Consider the following 18,146-nt stretch of genomic DNA (forward strand, 5'->3'; position numbering starts at 1 on the left):
ACCACCTGTTTATAACCGGTGGGGCGTTGGGCAAATTGTGTGGATGGCCTGTGGATGAATCGTGGCAAGCCCGACTCGTCATGTTTTTTTCAGGTCAAGCTGATTCTCTGCTTGTCATAAAACGAATCCCTAAAAATCCCAGAAAACAGCCGATTCTGAACGTTTGTTCTCCTGCTTTGTCATAAATCTTATCCACAGAAAACGGGGAGAGAATGTGGGAAAAGCCTGTGGATAGTTTTGTGGAAGGCAGCGTGCCTATAGTGTTTTCCCGCGTTTCCCGCTTTGTTCTCTAGCCTTGGGTGTGCCGGTTTTTTTTATGTGCGGTGGGCCAGATGGGCAGCCATGTAGGTGGCTAGCACCACGGCCTCGTTATGTGCCACATCGCGCGCGCCAAATAGCAGGGTGATGCGGCCTTTGCGGGCCAGATCGGCCAGTTGCTGCACAGCCTGCGGGTTGGCGTTCAGCTCTGCCGTGTAGCGTTGGCAAAAGCCTTCCCACTTTGCGGGGTCATGCGCAAACCACTGGCGCAGGGCGGTGGAAGGGGCAATGTCCTTCAGCCACAGGGTGAGGGCGGCGCGCTCCTTGCTGATGCCGCGTGGCCACAGCCTATCCACCAGCACGCGGGCGCCATCATCTGGCTGGGTGGCTTCATACACACGGCGGATGCGGATATCGGGCTGATGGGGCATTGGGGCCTCTGGTTGCGGTGAACGCATGGGGGTTTTGGGCCGTTAGTTAAGATGTGTTTTTAAGGTATCTTAAAGAGATGAATGGGCATACCAGCCCATCATGGTGTAAAAGGCCCCATGCGTCTGACACTGCACACAGATTATGCCCTGCGCACGTTGCTTTATCTGGCCGTGCACACCAACCGCCGCGTTTCCATTAAGGAGATTGCGCGGGTGTATGGCATTTCAGAAAATCACTTGGTCAAGATCATTCATCATCTGGGCCGGGGCGGGTTTGTAGATACACTGCGCGGCCGGGGCGGTGGGCTCATGCTGGGCCGTGCGCCGCAGGATATCTGTATTGGCGATGTGGTGCGCCATACGGAAGATGATATGGCGCTGGTAAGCTGCATGTCGCCTTCCCCCGGTGTGCCGGGCAGCACGGAATGTCTGCTCTCCCGCGCGTGCCATTTGCGCGGCGCGTTGGGTGAGGCGCTGGATGCGTTTATGGCGGTGCTGGATAGCCGCACCTTGGCAGACATGCTGCACACGCCAGAGCGCCAGATCTTGCAGGATGCCGAAGCCAAGCTGAGCACGCCCACACCCCCGTAAAACCACCACCCAAGATGGTGTTTTGAAACTTGCCCCGCCTTGCCCTACAGTTGCAGGCACTGCGGGAAGCATGGCGCACGCCCATTGCTGCGGCTTTCCTGCTTTGGGGCTCGCCCCGTTTCATGCACAAAAAAGGGCTATGGGTATGACACGCAAGCAACCACAAACAGTTTTGGTAACGGGTGCCACCGCCGGATTTGGGCATGCCATTGCGCTGCTTCTGGCCCAGCAGGGCTACCGCGTTATTGCCACAGGCCGCAGGCAGGAAAGGCTGGAAGAACTGGCCGCCCAAGCCAAGGGTGAAATCCTGCCGTTTAAACTGGATATGACAGACGCCCCCGCTCTTGCCGCCCTGCCGCAAAGCCTGCCCGCAGGCTGGCAGGAGGTAGACGTGCTGGTGAACAACGCCGGGCTGGCGCTGGGGCTGGAAAAAGCGTGGGAAACCAACCTGCAAGACTGGCAGCGCATGATAGCCACCAACGTAACCGGCATGGTGGAAATTACGCGCGCGCTGCTGCCGGGCATGGTGGCGCGTAACTGGGGGCATGTTGTGGCCCTTGGCAGCACGGCAGGCACGTATCCTTACCCCGGTTCCAACGTGTATGGGGCCTCCAAGGCGTTTGTTGAGCAGTTCATGCGCAATTTGCGCAGCGATCTGCTGGGCAAGCAGGTGCGCGCCACCACCATTGCCCCCGGCCTGTGCGGCGGCAGTGAGTTCAGCCAGGTGCGGTTGGGAGATGCCACCAAGGCAGAGGATGTTTACAAAGGCACGCACCCGCTTTTGCCCGAAGATATTGCCCAGACGGTGGCATGGGTTTTAAGCCTGCCTGCACATGTAAACATCAACCATGTGGAAATGATGCCCACCTGCCAGGCCTCTGCCGGTTTGGCGGTGGATCGCACAATGGCGGAGTAAGGTTTCCTTTATGTCTTTCTATTCCTGCCTGATCGTTATGCTCGGGGGCGCGCTGGGCACACTGGCGCGCTATTTTGTTTCTGTTCTTACTGCACCCATCAGCCGGTATATTCCGTGGGGCACCATTATTGGTGTGAACATGGTGGGCTCTTTTGTTATCGGCTTTTTTGGCACGCTTACGCTGGCATCTGGCCGGTATCCGGTATCGGAAACCACGCGGCTGTTTGTCATGCTGGGCATATGCGGCGGATACACCACGTTTTCCTCCTTCAGCCTGCAAACGCTGGACCTTATTCGCGTTGGGGGCTGGGGCCGTGCGCTGGTGAACGTGGTGCTGTCTGTTACGCTTTCCGTTGGCGCGGTGGCTGTGGGGCACATGCTGGCATCCCGCATGAACTCCCACGCCATTCTGGTGGCGCAAACCAACACGGAAGAAGAAGTGTAGGCTGGTTTTTGCGTCTGTTTTCAAAGGGAAAAATGCGGTAAGGTTGGGTTAGGTAATTTTTTATGCTGCCGGATATCCAGACATTTAAGCGAAGGCATACAAACAGATGGCTGAGTCAACCCTTACCGTTTCCAGTGGGCAGACCCTGAGCGGGCACACCATCAACGTAAATGAAATTGTAAAGGTGGCCAAAGGTGGCACCGTTGTAAATACGGTGCTGGACCCCACAAATACCAATGAGCAGAGTGATGATGTTGAGACAGCCGAACTGGACGTGCACGGCTCTGCACTGAACACCCAGATCAATGATGGCGATGTGGAGGTTTACAAGGGCGGCGTTCTTTCCGGCGCAACAGTGGGGAATGACGGACAGCTTACTGTGGATCTAGGCGGCAGCGCCACCGATGTGCAGGTTGAAAGTGCCGGGATTGTAACCGTTGGATATGATGAGGGCGGCACGTTTAAAACCTCTGCCGTGCTAAGTGGCGGGACCATTTCTGCTGGCGGCAACATATTTGCCGAGGCAGGCAGCATTGTAACCAGCGTAAATGTTTTGGCTGGCGGGTACATACAGGCATCAGATACGGGCGGCACCCTTTCTGGCAACACCATACAGTCCGGCGCAATGGAATATGTGGATTCCAGCGGTTCCGCCACGCATGAAACAATCCAGAGTGGTGGCTTTTTCTTTGCAGAAAGTGGCGCCAATGTCAGCGATGTAACCGGTGCGCTGCCCGGTTATGCCGTGACCACAGATAATGATGTGGTGCTGCAAACACATATTGCAGCAGATGGCATGCCCTTTTCTGGTGTGGATCTTTCTGCTCTGCCAGCAGAGCTGGACCAGTCGGTTGAGGTGTATGTGACATCCGGCGCAGAAATTGATTCCTTAAAACTCGGCTCCCTCAATACAGATGACAATTTTACAGATGTTGAACTGGAAGGCACGCTAAGCGGTGTAAGCCTTGCTACGGCATCTTCTGGCCTGTACATTCACACAATCACCACCATAACGGCATCTGAAAACGCCGTGGTGGAAGGTAATATTAATGGTGGCGAGCTTTCCACCAGTTCTGGCGCGCAATCAACCTTACTTGTCTCCATGGGTTCCGGCACCACGCTGGAAAACGCCACCGTAAGTGGAGGCGCATCAATATACGGGGATGAACAGGTTGTTTCCAACCTGTGGGTGAACAGCGATGCCAGCATTGTTGGCTCTGCTACAGTGACATCCGGCGGGTCTGTAAGCGTTGTCGGTGGCACTGCCAACGGTCTGACATTTACAGCAGGCTCGCAGGAAGAGTTGTTGGGCGCGGGTGGCACACTCAGCGGGCAAATCTTTCAGGACGGAAGCGAACTGAATGCCCAGAACTCCGATATCTACCATGTTTCTGGCTCCACCACCTCGGTTCAGTCTGCACCTGCCAACATTGTCGGCAACACATTTGCCAGCCACACCACCGCAACACTCAGCGGTGAGGACACGAAGTTTGCAAACAATACCGTAAACGGTGGTTCGGTTACCGTTTTGGGCTCCAGCCAGACATTAACCAGCAACACCTACACATCGGGCGCTTCCATCGCATTGGAAGGTGCCGTTACCCAAACAGCAGATACATTGGGCAGTGGTGTTACAGAAAATGTGATGAATGCCAGCGATACCCTGCAAAATATCACGCTGCAAAACGGGGCTTCGCTTCTAATTGACCACGGCAGCGCCAGCCAGGTTACAACACAAAGCAATGTGTCCGTTTACGTGGGGGCGGATGCCTCGCTTAGCAACACCACCATTGCTTCTGGCGCCACACTTCAGTTTAACGAAAACTCCAATCTGCAAAATGATATCTTGCAGGACGGGGCTATCCTGACACCGCAGTTTGATGGCGGCATGAGCATAAGTGGCAGCACGTTTACGTTCACCAACTCAGACACCGGGCAGGTGGAAACGCTGCAAATAGAAGGTGGGTCTGGTGACTATACGCTGGTCACTCTGGATGATCAGGGTATTTATGAAATTGAAGATGGCACGCCCTGCTATTGCCGCGGCACGCTGATAGAAACAGACCGGGGCGAAGTGCCGGTAGAACACCTGCAAATTGGTGATCTGGTGCGCACGCTGGAACATGGTTTTCGCCCCATACGCTGGATTGGCCGCCGTGCGTATTCCGGCCAGTTTGCTGCGGGCAACCCGGATGTGCTGCCGGTTATTTTCCGCCGTGGCTCCTTGGCGCAGGGGCTGCCCCGGCAGGATCTTTCCGTTTCCCCACTGCACGCCATGTATCTGGATAACGTGCTGGTGCCTGCCGTGGCATTGGTGAATGGCACCTCCATTATGCAGGCAGAGGCCATGGATGAGGTGGCGTATTTCCACATCGAGCTGGAAAGCCACGATGTTATCTTTGCCAACGGTGCGTGGTCTGAAACCTTTGTGGATGATGAATCGCGCGGCATGTTCCACAATGCGGCGGAATACGCGGCACTTTATCCATCAGCCCAAAAACAGCCTGCGCAGTATTGCGCCCCAAGGGTGGAAGAAGGCCCCCGGCTGGAGGCCATTCGGAAACGTCTGAACGCCCGCGCTGGCACGCGCCCACGGGCACAGGGGCCGCTGGAAGGCTATATTGATACAATCACCCGCACCCGTTTGACAGGCTGGGCCAGCAACCCAGAAAACGGTGCCCCCGTGCGCCTGCGTGTTCTGGATTGTGGCGTGGTGCTGGGTGAGGTTGTGGCCAACCAGCCCCGTGCAGATATGGCAGATGCCGTAGGCTTTGTGTTTGAAGTGCCCGGCGGCCTGAGCGTGCACGAAAGGCACGTGCTGGAAGTGCAGCGCGTGGATGACCATACAGCCCTTGGCAACAGCCCGTGGATGCTGGATCTGGCCCCCGCCAAACCCGTGCAGGCTGTTCTGGCCCGCACCCCCGCAACGCCACTGCTGGGGTATGTGGACTGCGCAACGCGTGAACGTGTGGCAGGTTGGGCGCACAGCCCCGCCACGCCGGATGAACCCGTAGCCCTGCAGATTCTGGATAACGGGCAGCTTGTGGTGTCCATTGTGGCCAATGGTCTGCGGCCAGATGTGCGCCGCGCTGGTGGCTGCGCAACAGAACGCTGCGGGTTTGATGTGCTGCTGCCAACCGGCCTTTCCCCCTTTACCCGGCATGTGCTGGAAATCCGGCGAGAGAGCGATGGCGCATTGCTGGGGGCCCCGCATGTGCTGGAAGCGGTAGATGCGTTTGACCCCACAATGCAGCAGGCTATTGCGCAGGCGGTAACCGCCGCAACGGGAGAGGCCGAACAGGCGCAGGTGCTCTCCTTCCTGCTGGGGCAGGTAGAAAAACTAACGCAGGCCCACGCACGCGCACAAAGCGGGCAGGATATGCGCAATCTGGCCGCTGCCCGTGCCCGCCGTGGGCAGGGCATGGCCCCATTGCCTGTGCGCAAACGTGCATTGGTGGTGGATACATTGCGGCCCGATACCGGGCGGGATGCGGGCTCTCATGCCGTGCTGTCCCATATGCGGGCACTTGTGGCCCTGGGGTATGATGTCAGCCTTGTTGCGGCAGATCAGATGGATGGCGCAGCCACGCTGGAAGCCCTGCCTGATGTTACGGTGTGCACGCTGCCATTCTATTCATCGGTAGAAGATGTGCTGCGCCGTCAGGCTGGTAGTTTTGATGTGGTGTATCTGCACCGTATGGATACCGCCACGCGTTATGCGGCGCTGGCACGGCGGCACCAGCCCAAGGCGCGGGTGCTATATGCGCTGGCCGATCTGCACTGGCTGCGTCTGCTCCGGCAGGCGCAGGCACAGGGGCGGCCAGAGCTTATGGCGCGTGCCCGTAAGGTAAAACAGGCGGAATACAGCGCCATGCTGCTGGCCGATGCGGTGATTACCCATTCCACCGCCGAGGCCGAACTGCTGCGGCGTGAACTGCCGCAGGTGCGGGTGCAGGTAACACCGTGGGATGTGCCGGTGCGTGCGCGTGTGCCGGGGTTTGCGCGGCGAGATGGTATGGTGTTCGTGGGCAATTATGCACATGCCCCTAATGCTGATGCCGCGCGCTGGCTGGTGCAGGACATCATGCCCCGCGTATGGGCCACCAACCCGGATATTCGGTGCCTTCTGGCCGGTGCCAGCATGCCCGCCCAACTGCGTGCCCTTGCGCGTGATGGTGTGGAAGTTCTGGGCCATGTGCAGGATTTGCAGGCCCTGTTTGATAGCGTGCGCCTAAGCGTTGCACCGCTGCGTTTTGGCGCGGGTGTTAAGGGCAAGGTGCTGGATAGCTTTGCTGCCGGTGTGCCCTGCGTGCTTTCCCCTGCCGCGGCAGAAGGGTTGGATCTGCCGCAGGATCTGGCCGCTTTTGTGGGGCAGGATGCAGATGCATTGGCAGCAGCCATTGTGCGGCTGCACCAGCAGGCCAGCGTGAACAGCAAGGCCAGCCGGGCCGGGCGGGTGTTCATGCGGGCTGGCTTTACGGCCCAGCAGGTGCAGCAGGCTCTGGCTGCCGCCATTGGTGCGCCCGTGGCCGCACGGCAGGCCGGATAAGCCACAAGAGCATACAGCCCTGAACACAGCGTAAAATCAGGCACAAAAAAAGCTGCGGCCCGCAAAAGGGAACGCAGCTTTTTTTTATTTAAGCCCCGGCGGAAAAGAGTGTTCTGCCAAGGTTAAACGCAACCTGTTAGGGCTTAGGCCGGAACCTTGCAGCCAATGCACAGCTTGTTGCCGTCCGGGTCCCGCAGGTAGGCCAGATATAGTGGGCCTACGCCGGTCTGGCGCACGCCGGGTGGGTTTTCAATGGCCTGTCCGCCATTGGCAACACCAGCCTTGTGCCATGCATCGGCCATGGCGGGGGAGGCAGCTTCCAGCCCGATGGTGCCACCGTTGGCCGGGGTGGCGGGTTTGCCATCCAGCGGCTTGGTGACCACAAAGCGCTGGCCCTGCTTGGCATAAACCAGACGGCCATTGGGGTGAATTTCCGAAGGGGGAATATCCATGGCTTCAAAAATGGCATCGTAGAATTTTTTGGAGCGGGCAATATCGTTACTGCCCACGACAATATGCGTAAACATCAGATGTAAATCTCCGTCTGTTTTGACGGAAGCGAGCTTACGCCGCCATAGTAAGAAGGAGAAGGGCCGCTAGCTTATGCCCGCAATGCGCGCAAACTTGCGCTGGCGGCTGAAGAACAGTTTTTCTGCAATCCAGAACACAGCGCTCTGCCATTTGCCATGCGGGTTAACGCCAATGGTCTTGAACACCATGTTGGCCACGCGCCGCAGGTGCTGGGGCTGATAGTTCTTCATGGCGCGGGACATATACGCCGCAATGCAGCGCGTGTGGTCATACGGTATGTTTGCGGGGTCGTTCGTGGTGTAGTAGGCGGATGCCAGCTCGTCATCCTCGCTTTCCGTTACGCGGCCCAGGGCAATGCGTGCGCGTTGCAGCGTGCCAATGTTTTCGCGCTTCAGGTAGCGGTTCATGTGGTCATAAAACAGTTTGAAGTGGCGGAACTCATCCGCCGCAATCTGCTTGCACAGGGCCTTGAGCACAGGTTCTTCCGTGGCATCGGCCAGTGCGGAATAAAAGGAGGACGTGCCTGTTTCCACCATACATCGGGCAATCAGTTCCCCCGTGCGGGAACCACGGACAGATTGCTCCACTTCCAGCGGAATCTGGTAAAAGTCCCGGTAACGCTGGAAGGCGGCATGATAATCCCACGTGGGGTCTGCCAGCATGGCCCAGCGGCCCAGCGCATCACCGTGCTGTACTTCTTCTATGGCCCAGTGGTCTGCGGCTTCTCTAAAGTCCGGGTCATCACGGAATACGTTGTTCAGGTAAAGCGCGTAATCCACGCTGTTGCGTTCCACCACCGAGGCCGCCTTGATGGCAGGCACCAGTTGCGGATCTACTTTAGAGGGATCAAACTGATCCCAAGGCAGTTGGTCGATCTGCCAGTGTTTCATAAGCCCGGGCCTCCCTTTCCTGCCTTTTTTACGCGTATGCGTGGTTTATATGCCGTGCAGGCCGGGTTTGCGCCAGAGCCAAGGCATGAAAAAACCTGATGGCCGGATTTCTAGACCATCCGGCCTTGGCGTGAAAAGCTGAAAAAACCCAAACAAGCCAGATAACACCCAAGGTGTGCTCTGGCTGCCGGGGCATAACGCGGCAGGGGCTTATAAAGCTGCCGCGTGGTGTTTAGCGTGCTGTGGGGGGCACAATTTCTGGCAGTTCATCCCCCGGCTGTGCGGGCGGCAACTGGCGGGGGCGGCGGTTTTCATCCAGCGCCACAAAAATAAATTCACCTTCCGTTACCTTGGATGTCAGATGCGTGTGGCGGGCGCGGCGCCATGTTTCAACATGAATGGTAAGCGACGTGCGGCCCGCGCGAATAATGCGGGTGTAAATGCTCACCTCATCCCCCACTACCACGGGTTCCATAAAAACAAGGCTGTTAATGGCAATGGTGGCACACCGCCCGTTGGCCCGAAAAGCCGCCGTGGTGCCGGCTGCAAGATCCATCTGAGAAACAATCCACCCGCCAAACACGTCCCCCGCCGGGTTGGTATCTGTGGGCATGGCCACCACGCGGATGGTGGGGATATCTGTGGGGATTTGCGAATTCTCTGAACGGGGCATGCAGTACTGTTCCTTCTGGCAGGAGCCTTATGTTCTGACTTGCAGGGAAGAAGCCGCCCTGCACGAAAGCATTGCCCGTAGGATAGCCCGTAAACATGGCGGGATGCAGCTTCAGTTTTTCGTGATCAAACCTGCCTTGAGCGTAGAGCGGGTGGCGGTGCGCTTACGTATGTGTAGCATTTTCATAACATCTACGTAAATTTTTTTAAAACGTTTACTATTTATAAATAAAATCAAAATAAAAATGAAGTCACCGCCCGTTAATACTTAATAAATAGTTAACGGGGTTGTCTTTATCCAATAAGGATTCCACGTGTCATGGCCATCAATCTCCTGTTTGATAGGGTAATAGATTACTCGGTTGAGGATCTGCTCAACCTTAACGTAACCGGCAACATTCTGATCACGCGGGATATCAACACCCCGGCGGGAGACCCCGTGGTGGTGAACCTGAGCAACCTGGCCGATGTGCAGGCGCTCAGCAGCATTGTGGTGGAAAATGGTGCCACAGTTGTAGCCGGTGGTGGCTTGGCCTCTGTTGGGGCCATTAAGAACATTACGGTAGATGGTGGCACGCTGGAATTGGGGGGGAATATTATTTCTGCCAACGTGCTCAGCTCCATCAATGTTGGGCCAGAAGGCGGCAACATCAAGGTGGATAGCTCTGGCGTGGGCGTGGGTGTGCTTTCCAACGTGGTGACGTTTGTTGATTCAAACGGCAACTCAACCAGCACCATCCCCAAAAACTTTACGGTAGATTTTCCCGATTCCCAAAGCGTGTGGGGATATTATGATCCGATAACCAACACCACCACGGTGGGGTTGGATCTGAATATTGCTAACGTCATTGACGTGTCGCTTGGCCCAAGCATCAAGGTCTCTGGCAACCCGTTCGGGCTGACATGGTATATTCCCAAGGAATGGACAAACACTTCTAACCCCGATAGCGGCCATGGTATTCTCATCTGCTATCTGGCTGGCAGCATGATCCGCACTCCCAAGGGGGATGTAGCGGTGGAAGACCTGCGCGTGGGTGATACCGTGCAGGCCTATAAAAACGGTGCGGCAGAACCCACAGAAATTGTATGGGCAGGCCACGCACAGGCAACAGTCAACTCCAGCTTGCCGGATGATGAGGCCGGATACCCTGTGTGCATTGTAAAGGATGCCATTGCAGATGGCGTGCCCTACAAGGATATGCTGGTAACGCCTGAACACTGCCTGTATTTTGATGGCCGCTTTGTGCCAGTGCGTATGTTGGTAAATGGCAGCAGCATTTTTTATGATCGCACCTTTACATCCTACACCTATTACCATGTAGAAACGCCCGAACATGCCGTTATCATGGCCGATGGCATGTTGAGCGAAAGCTATTTGGATACGGGCAACCGTGCCAGTTTCCGTAGCACTGGCGTGGTGGTGGCCAGCATTGGTGGCAAGGTGCGCGATTGGTCTGTAGATGCCGCAGCCCCTTTGTGCACGCAAAAAGAGTTTGTGCAGCCTTTGTTTGAAAAAATTGCAAACAGGCACACGGCAAAAGGGCACACACCTGCACAGCTTGCGCAGCGTGAGTTGCTGACAAACCCCGATATCTGCCTGCACACCAACACGGGCAAGCGTATCCGGGCCATAAAAATGCAGGATGGGCATTACACCTTTATGCTGCCAGCCAATGTGCAAAACGTGCAGATTGTCTCCCGCACCAGCCGCCCGTGTGATGTGGAAGGCCCGTTTGTAGATGATCGCCGCCAGTTGGGTGTGGCTGTGGGGCAGATAACCCTGCGAGATGTCCGAAATGTGCAGGAAATTTCAACCCATTTGCAAAATGAAGCACTTCCCGGCTGGTACGCGCTGGAACAGAACGGCACAGCCCGCTGGACCAATGGCAACGCCACGCTGGATCTGAACGCACGCCCAACATCTGGCATACGGATGCTAAGCGTGCAGGTGCTTGCGGCAGGCCCTTATCTGGCATCAAACACGCCAGAAGAACAGCTTGCCAAAAGTGCCTGAAGCCAAGGTGTAAAAGCAGGGTGGTTTGAAAAAAAACCTGCTTTGCACATGAAAAAAACGGGGCATCGGCTGCCAGAGTGCAAGCCGGTGCCCCATTTTTTTGTGGGCCGCGTTAGTTGCGGATGAGCATGTAGTTCACCGTCACATCAAAGTTGATGAACTTGTCTTTCATATCCGGCGGCACGGGCGGCAGTTGCGCACCGTGGAACATGCCTATTGTTGCGGAATCCAGATCGGAAGAGCCAGACCCACTGGTAAGGAACACTTTGAACACATGCCCCGTGCGGTCCAGAATAACATGCACAGAGGAGGGGCCTTCATCCCCCCGTTCTGCTGCTTCTGGCGGATAGTACAGGTGGCGCTGGATCCATTCATCAATTTCTGCCGCGTAATCACTGCTCACACCATGCACTGTGGTGCGGGATGCGTAGTGGGCGTTCAGCTCACCATTTTCCACCATCGGGCCAATGGAAAGGTCAATCGGGGCGCTGGAACCACCGGGGCGGCCACGCTGCTTGCGGCGCGGGGCTGGGGCCTCGTTAAAGGACATATCCATGGGGTGATCCAGCGGAGATGGTTTGTGGTGGCTGGGCCGGGGCGTGGGTTTGGCGTGCGGCGTGGGGCGCGCAGGCTGCGGCGCTTTGGGCTTGTGGCCCGTAACCGGGTGCGATGGCTTGGTTTCTGTCTTGTTTTCCACCGGCTTGGGCAGCCCATCATCAGATGGCGGCAGAATGGGGGCGGAGGGCGCCTCCTCTGCCGGGGGTGTGGGCGTGGGTTCGGCATCTGCCGGGGTTGGGGGTTCATCACTGGTCTGGGCGGCGTGCTTGGCCTCGTTCCCGCCCCCGGCATCGGGGGATTGCGCGCCCACCATGCCGCTGGAGGCCTGCGGTTGAGAGAACACCATTTCCACCCCGGCGGCCTGCTGCGCGGCATCGGGGGAGCCTTGGGGCTTATGGTGCGTGGCCTGATACAGCAGGGCAGCCAGTAGCAGTACATGCGCTAGAAAAGAGGCCGTAAGCACAGGGCCCAGTGTGGGGTCTGCGTATATTTCCTTGCGGATAAGCGGGGTGGACGTGCCCCGAACATTCACGCCCCGCGTGCGCGGTACAGGTGCTGCGGGAAAAAGGCGTGCGCGCACATCTTCCGTATCGGGTTGGGATGTGCGGGAGCTGGCGGTGTTTTCCGCAGCACTGGTGCCGCTATCAGGCAGCAGCCGGGGTTCCTGTCTGGCAGGATGGCGGGAAGAACTGAACCTGTCGATCATGACCCGCCCGTTATTCTCCACCTGTTCCGCAGGGTTTACGCATACCGGCCCCATGCCAGTGTGGTGCGTATTGTGTCATGGCTGCTGCTGTGGTGCCAGAGAGAAGTTTGCAAGAAGTTTGCCACACCGCAGGCCATGCCGGAGCACGGGCCATGCGGTGTGGGGTTGGTGTGAGGCGTTACCAGATTTTTACGCGCTGATCTGGTGCAAGGTAGAGCTTATCTGTGGGTTGCACCTTCCATGCATCGTACCATGCATCAATATTGTGCATGGGCATGTTCACACGTGCCTGCGGTGGGGAGTGCGGGTCTGTCACCACCAGACGACGGATGGTTTCTTCGCGCAGTTTTTCACGCCACACCTGTGCCCAGCCAAGGAACACGCGCTGGTCCCCCGTCAGGCCATCCAGCTCTGGCGCGGGCTTGCCTTTAAGTGCGGCATGGTACGCATCCAGCGCCAGCGTAAGGCCGCCCAGATCTGCAATGTTTTCACCCATTGTCAGCTTGCCGTTTACGTGCACGCCGGGCAGCACCTCAAACGCATCAAACTGCGCGCCAAGCCGGTCTGCCAGTTTCTGGAACCGGGCGGCATCCTCCTTTGTCCACCAATCATGCAGGCGGCCGTGTTCATCAAACTGGCGGCCTTCATCATCGAAGGAGTGGGTCATTTCATGGCCGATCACGCCGCCAATGGCCCCGTAGTTTACGGCCATATCCGCCTTGGGGTTAAAGAACGGCGGTTGCAGAATGGCAGCCGGGAACACAACCTGATCAAACAGCGGGTTGTTGTAGGCGTTCACGGTCTGGGGTGTCATGTCCCATTCATCACGGTCCACGGGCTGGTCCAGCCGTGCCAGCCAGTAGCGCCATTCATACGCCACACCGTTGCGGGCGTTGCCGTATACATCGCCCTTATGCACATCAAGGCTGGCGTAATCGCGCCATTTGTTGGGGTAGCCTACCTGAATTTCAAAGTTTTCAAGCTTGCGCAGCGCGGCCTGCTTGGTGGCGGGGCTCATCCACGTATTGTTGCGCAGGCGCACACGGAAGGCATCTTTTAAATCCGTGGTCAGCTTTTGCATGGTGGTGCGGTTTTCTGGCGGGAAGTAACGCTGCACATACACCTTGCCCAGCGCCATACCCATGGCGGAGCTGGTGGCCTGCACGCCGCGCTTCCACCGTGCGGGCAGGGAAGGCTGGCCGGTGAGGGATTTGGTAAGCGCAAAGCGTGCCTGCTCAAACCGGTCTGGCAGGTAGGATGTGGCGTTTTCTACCAGATGCGCGGCCAGCCATGCCCGCAGCGTGTCCATATCCGTATCGGCCACCACGCGGGCTTCTTCCGTAATGGCGGAGGGTTCACCCACAATCAGCACGCGCTTGTCCAGCCCCTGTTCGGGCAGGCCTGCGGCGGAAAGCCAGATGGACCATTCAAACCCCGGCGCGTTTTTGGCCAGATCGGCCACCGTCATCGGGTTGTAGGTTTTTTGCGGGTCGCGCAGGGTTTCACGCGCCCAGTGGGCTTTGGCCAGGCGTGTTTCAAACGTCACAATCGCTGTGGCGGCCTTTGCGGGCTCTGGCCAGTCTGCCAGCGTGAGCGCCTTTTCCACATAGGCCTGATAGGCCTTTTTCTTGCTGGCGAATTCCGGCTTCAGGTAATAATCGCGGTCTGGCAGGCCCAGCCCGGCCTGATCCAGATTAAGCGCATAGCGCGTGGGGTCCTTGGCATCCGGGTTGATACCCAAAGAGAACGGCGAGAACTGGAAGTTACCGGGGCAGGAGCCGGTAAGGGCTGCCAGATCAGACGGCGTTTTAATGGCGCGAATGGCGTCCAGATCTTCCTTGAGCGGGCGGGTGCCAAGGCTTTCTACCGCAGCCTCATCCATATAGGAGGCGTAAAACGTGCCCAGCTTTTCTTCAATGCTGCGCGGGTTTTCTACCGGATGGGCGGAAAGATCATTCAAAATACCCTGCACCCGTGTGCGGGAAAGCTCGGCCAGCGCGTTGAACGGGCCATAGCTTGTCATGTCTGCGGGAATTTGCAGGTGGTCCAGATAGGTGCCGTTGGCGTAGCGGAAAAAGTCGTTTCCCGGTTTTACGCTGAGGTCCCGCCCTTCCAGATCTACACCCCAAGAGCCAAAGCTGGCGGGGGCTGGCTGCGTTGTGGGGGCAGATGGCGCGGCAGCATGTGCCGGGGCAGGAACGCCTGCGGTGGCGCCAACAAGGGCAGCAGAAAGCAACAATGCGCCACGTAGGGAGGAACGGGAGAGGAGCTTGGACAAATGGAGTCTCCGCTTTCTTTCTTCTGGGGCAGGTGTGCGGGGCAGGCCCACCCACCTGAGTGTTCGGAAACAAAAGAATATTCCGCCCCACCTTACCTCTGGCATGGAAGGCTGCCTACCCCGTGTGGTGCGGGCAAGTATGGGTTGGCCGTAAGGGAATGAATTTTTCTGCCAGCCCGCATGTGTGCTTGCATCTTGCAGGCATCCCCCGCATTAGGGGGCTGAAACACACATATATGTTATGCGTTGCACGTTATGCGGCGGCCCGCAGGTGCACAAAAGCAAGGGGTATGGCGTTATTTCTGGCCGATCAAGAAACAGGCAGCGTGTTGCCATAGGGCAGGAGCCACACCAGAGCAGGCGTGTTGCGGCGCAGCGGGCGCGCGGTGTTTTGCGCTGTGCCGGGCTTATGGCGCTGGGCCTGTGGCCCATTATGGTGCAGGCCGCCCAACCCGATGTGGCAGAGCACCAGCCCCCGCACCCCCATGCACATGGGCAGCATAATGCAGGTGCACATACCGCCCACCACGCAGGCCCACCCGCTGCGGTGGAAGCCCGCAGCAGCACATCCGTGCAGGTGAACGCCCACCGGTATGATTACATGTTTCAACCCGCCCAGCACGAGCCAGATGCCACCACGCACCTTACGGCGGAGCTGCTGCGCAACCGCGATATCACCACCCTGCGCGGGCTGGAGCACGTGGCCCCCAACTTAACGATGCAGAGCATCAACGGCACGGCTTCTACCAACTTTTACCTGCGTGGTTCCGGGTTTAATGACTTTACCCAGAACAACATGCCCACCGTGCTGACCTATGTGGACGATGTGGCCTACCCCTACGCCGCCATGACAGACGGCATGATGTTTGATCTGGCCAGCGCCAGCGTAACCCCCGGCCCGGTGGGGACGGAGCACGGCCAGTCCACCACGGGTGGGGAAGTGCATTTGCGCACGGCAGACCCAACGGATACGTGGCATTTTGGGGCCTCGCAGGATATTGCCTCCTACGCCCGCAGCCGGAGCGAGGCCTATGTTTCTGGCCCGTTGGCCAAGGGGCTGGATTTTCGGCTGGCGGGGCAAACACGCCAAGGCGGCGGCTGGCAGCGAGACCCCGAAAATGGTGATCACTTAGGTGATGCCGATTTATGGGCCTTGCGCGGCAAGCTGCGCTGGCGGCCGGATGATAACACCACCATTCAGCTTGGCGGCCATTTTGTGCAGGACAACAGCGAGGTTGTCACCCCGCAGGCCGTGCACCGCATTATCGGCTCCACCCCGCTGCCCGATTACGGCATGGGAACAGATGCGCAGTGGTCCTCCAATTCCACATTTGACAAGCTGATCGGTCGGCGTGATGGACTAAAACCCAGCGAGCACAACCAGTACTGGGGCGCGGATGTGCATATCATCCACGATTTCGGGCCGGTGACGTTTACATCCGTCAGCGCGTTTGAAACCGAACGGCGTGGCGAATACACAGATCAGGACGGCACAGCACGGCAGGAGGCCGATACCTACCGCACCATAGATGGCAACGTGTTTACGCAGGAAGCGCGGCTGAACGGCTCTGCCCTTGGTGGGCGGCTGAACTGGGTTGTGGGCGGCTATTATCAGCGCAGCCAGATGAACCAGCGCTTCTTCTTTAACTACACGGATTACGCCGCGCGTGGATACATGATGTCCACTTCCTTCGGGCAGAACCAGCAGAGCGTTTCGGAATTCGGGCATGTTAGCTACCGGCTGCCGCATAACGTCACCATCTGGGCGGGGCTTTTGCATGAGCTGGATGACCGCAGCATTACGGGCCTGACATCGCAGATCTTTGGCGGGGCCACGCATAACTTCCACGCAGAAAGCACGGCCTCCAACCAGTTTGCGGGGCAGGTGGGTGTTTCTTGGCAGTTCGTGCCCAATGCCATGCTGTATTATAAAATGAGCAAGGGCTTTAAGCCCGGCGGCTTTACGGCCAACAATACGCAGGTGCAGGCGCAGCTAGACCCCTTTCACCCTGAAACCGTGCTGACATACGAGCTGGGCTTTAAATCAGACCCCATACCCAACCGCCTGCGTATTAACGGTGCGGCGTTTTATAATGATTACCATAACCAGCAGGTTGTGGGCACGGTGCTGATTCCCGATTACGGCCCGTTAAGCGAGATTACAAACGCTCCCAAATCTGAAAGCTGGGGTTTTGAGGCCACGCTGGAGGCCAACCCCATAAGCCGCCTGCACATTATGCAAAACATTGGCTGGCAGCGCGGGGATTTTCAGAACTTCCCCAATGTGGACCGCACCGCCACCAACGCCTATTACGCCCAGCACGGCACATGGAACGCCATAGAGCGCAACTTTGCCGGGGTGGATAACGGTTCCCCCAAACTCACCTTGAATGGTGAGGCCATGTGGCGGCAGCCTTTGGGCAAGGGGTATCGGCTGGATTTTGGGCCGGATTGGCAATACCGGGGCAGCCAGGCCATTGTGGTGGGCGGCACGGGGTATGAACGCCTGCCATCCTACTTTTTGCTGGGCGCGCATGTGACGTTCCGCCCGCCTTCGGGCAAGTGGGAGGCCACGCTTTACGCTCGCAATATTCTGGACAAACGTTATGCCGAAAGTGGCGGCATGGCCACCACCACGTATTTCTATATTCCCGGTGAACCACGCTTTATTGGTGGCCGTGTTTCCTGCGGGTTTTAAGTGGAAAACCAAGTATAACAAGCGCGTGATTCACGTTTTAGAGAGAAATAGGACAGAACTGGTCACTAAAAAACTATTTCTTATTTGCGGGTAACGCTGCTTGTATTGCCTCCGTTCTTGTTTTCTTCAAACGGAGGTCTGGTTATGGCCGGTAAAAACGGTGCGTGCCTGATGGCTTTGGCGTTGCTTTTGGGGGCGTGCAGTTCTCGCATTGCGCTTAACGAGGCCTCCTTTCCCATTCAGGATCTGCCGGTGCAGCATTTGGTGCAAACGCCGGTGGCCTATAGTTTTGCACCGGGTTTTGCCAAGCAGAATGCGCAAATAGCGTGCAGCCTTGGCGTAAATTACACCACAGACCTTGGGGCCTCGGCCGAGGAGCGGTTGCAGCAGGCTATTCATTCCAGCTTTGCCCATGCACAGCAGGACACCCCGCTCTCTCACGGTTATACGCTGGCCCTTTCCCTGCAAACGGCGGATGAGCAGGTGAGCGTTAAAGGCGGCATGTGGGATAACAAATACACGGTGGACACCACCCTTAAAGGCACCGTGCAGGTATTGACGCGGAAATCTCACAGAAGGGTTGTACATCGGGTTAGATTATGAAAAAGT

General features: G+C 57.6%; 14 protein-coding genes. 8 read left to right on the forward strand and 6 right to left on the reverse strand.

The features are described 5' to 3' along the window. Positions 1-314: 314 nt before the first annotated feature. The gene (locus tag APA10_RS08250) at positions 315-689 is read right to left on the reverse strand and encodes a DUF488 domain-containing protein (protein WP_003628997.1); all 375 of its coding nucleotides are present in this window, start codon (positions 687-689) and stop codon (positions 315-317) included. An 81-nt stretch (positions 690-770) separates the two neighbouring features. Between APA10_RS08250 and APA10_RS08255 the strand changes: the two genes are divergently transcribed. The 4 genes from APA10_RS08255 (at position 771) to APA10_RS08270 (ending at position 7,190) form a co-directional block, all read left to right on the forward strand. Continuing rightward, positions 771-1,280 carry an RrF2 family transcriptional regulator gene (locus tag APA10_RS08255; RefSeq protein ID WP_003628998.1) on the forward strand — a complete coding sequence of 170 codons (510 nt, stop codon included), beginning with the start codon at positions 771-773 and terminating at the stop codon, positions 1,278-1,280. Between the two features lie 139 nt (positions 1,281-1,419). Next, positions 1,420-2,196 carry an SDR family NAD(P)-dependent oxidoreductase gene (locus APA10_RS08260; RefSeq protein WP_003627015.1) on the forward strand — a complete coding sequence of 259 codons (777 nt, stop codon included), beginning with the start codon at positions 1,420-1,422 and terminating at the stop codon, positions 2,194-2,196. Between the two features lie 10 nt (positions 2,197-2,206). Beyond that, a complete protein-coding gene (gene crcB / locus APA10_RS08265) occupies positions 2,207-2,641 on the forward strand; it encodes a fluoride efflux transporter CrcB (RefSeq protein ID WP_003627014.1) in 435 nt (144 codons plus the stop codon). A gap of 106 nt (positions 2,642-2,747) precedes the next feature. Beyond that, positions 2,748-7,190, forward strand: coding sequence for a Hint domain-containing protein (locus APA10_RS08270; RefSeq protein ID WP_003628999.1), 4,443 nt, complete (start codon positions 2,748-2,750; stop codon positions 7,188-7,190). Positions 7,191-7,333: 143 nt separating this feature from the next. Here APA10_RS08270 and APA10_RS08275 read toward each other — a convergent pair whose 3' ends face one another. The 3 genes from APA10_RS08275 to APA10_RS08285 form a co-directional block, all read right to left on the reverse strand. Next, the gene (locus APA10_RS08275) at positions 7,334-7,717 is read right to left on the reverse strand and encodes a VOC family protein (protein ID WP_003627013.1); all 384 of its coding nucleotides are present in this window, start codon (positions 7,715-7,717) and stop codon (positions 7,334-7,336) included. A gap of 69 nt (positions 7,718-7,786) precedes the next feature. Beyond that, positions 7,787-8,611, reverse strand: coding sequence for a ferritin-like domain-containing protein (locus APA10_RS08280; protein WP_003627012.1), 825 nt, complete (start codon positions 8,609-8,611; stop codon positions 7,787-7,789). A gap of 232 nt (positions 8,612-8,843) precedes the next feature. Next, complete coding sequence (locus APA10_RS08285; protein WP_003629000.1) at positions 8,844-9,284, reverse strand: acyl-CoA thioesterase; 441 nt, start codon at positions 9,282-9,284, stop codon at positions 8,844-8,846. Here APA10_RS08285 and APA10_RS08290 point away from each other — a divergent pair. Together APA10_RS08290 and APA10_RS08295 are read left to right on the forward strand one after the other, a co-directional pair. After that, positions 9,283-9,483 (forward strand): hypothetical protein, encoded by a 201-nt coding sequence (locus tag APA10_RS08290; RefSeq protein ID WP_003629001.1) that lies wholly within the window; start codon positions 9,283-9,285, stop codon positions 9,481-9,483. The two genes, APA10_RS08285 and APA10_RS08290, sit on opposite strands and share 2 nt — an antisense overlap. Positions 9,484-9,602: 119 nt before the next feature. Next, on the forward strand, positions 9,603-11,297 hold the full coding sequence (locus tag APA10_RS08295) for a Hint domain-containing protein (protein ID WP_003629002.1): 1,695 nt from the start codon (positions 9,603-9,605) through the stop codon (positions 11,295-11,297). Between the two features lie 112 nt (positions 11,298-11,409). Here the strand turns inward: APA10_RS08295 and APA10_RS08300 are convergent, their stop codons facing one another. Beyond that, positions 11,410-12,615, reverse strand: coding sequence for a TonB family protein (locus tag APA10_RS08300; RefSeq protein ID WP_003629006.1), 1,206 nt, complete (start codon positions 12,613-12,615; stop codon positions 11,410-11,412). A 124-nt stretch (positions 12,616-12,739) separates the two neighbouring features. Continuing rightward, a complete protein-coding gene (locus APA10_RS08305; RefSeq protein WP_035365677.1) occupies positions 12,740-14,944 on the reverse strand; it encodes a M13 family metallopeptidase in 2,205 nt (734 codons plus the stop codon). A gap of 136 nt (positions 14,945-15,080) precedes the next feature. Here APA10_RS08305 and APA10_RS08310 point away from each other — a divergent pair, with 136 nt between their 5' ends. Then, positions 15,081-17,537 carry a TonB-dependent receptor gene (locus APA10_RS08310; RefSeq protein ID WP_035365680.1) on the forward strand — a complete coding sequence of 819 codons (2,457 nt, stop codon included), beginning with the start codon at positions 15,081-15,083 and terminating at the stop codon, positions 17,535-17,537. A 144-nt stretch (positions 17,538-17,681) separates the two neighbouring features. Continuing rightward, positions 17,682-18,140, forward strand: coding sequence for a hypothetical protein (locus APA10_RS08315; protein WP_250697614.1), 459 nt, complete (start codon positions 17,682-17,684; stop codon positions 18,138-18,140). Positions 18,141-18,146: the final 6 nt, after the last annotated feature.

The sequence above is a fragment of the Acetobacter pasteurianus subsp. pasteurianus LMG 1262 = NBRC 106471 genome, assembly GCF_000285275.1.
GTDB lineage: Bacteria > Pseudomonadota > Alphaproteobacteria > Acetobacterales > Acetobacteraceae > Acetobacter > Acetobacter pasteurianus.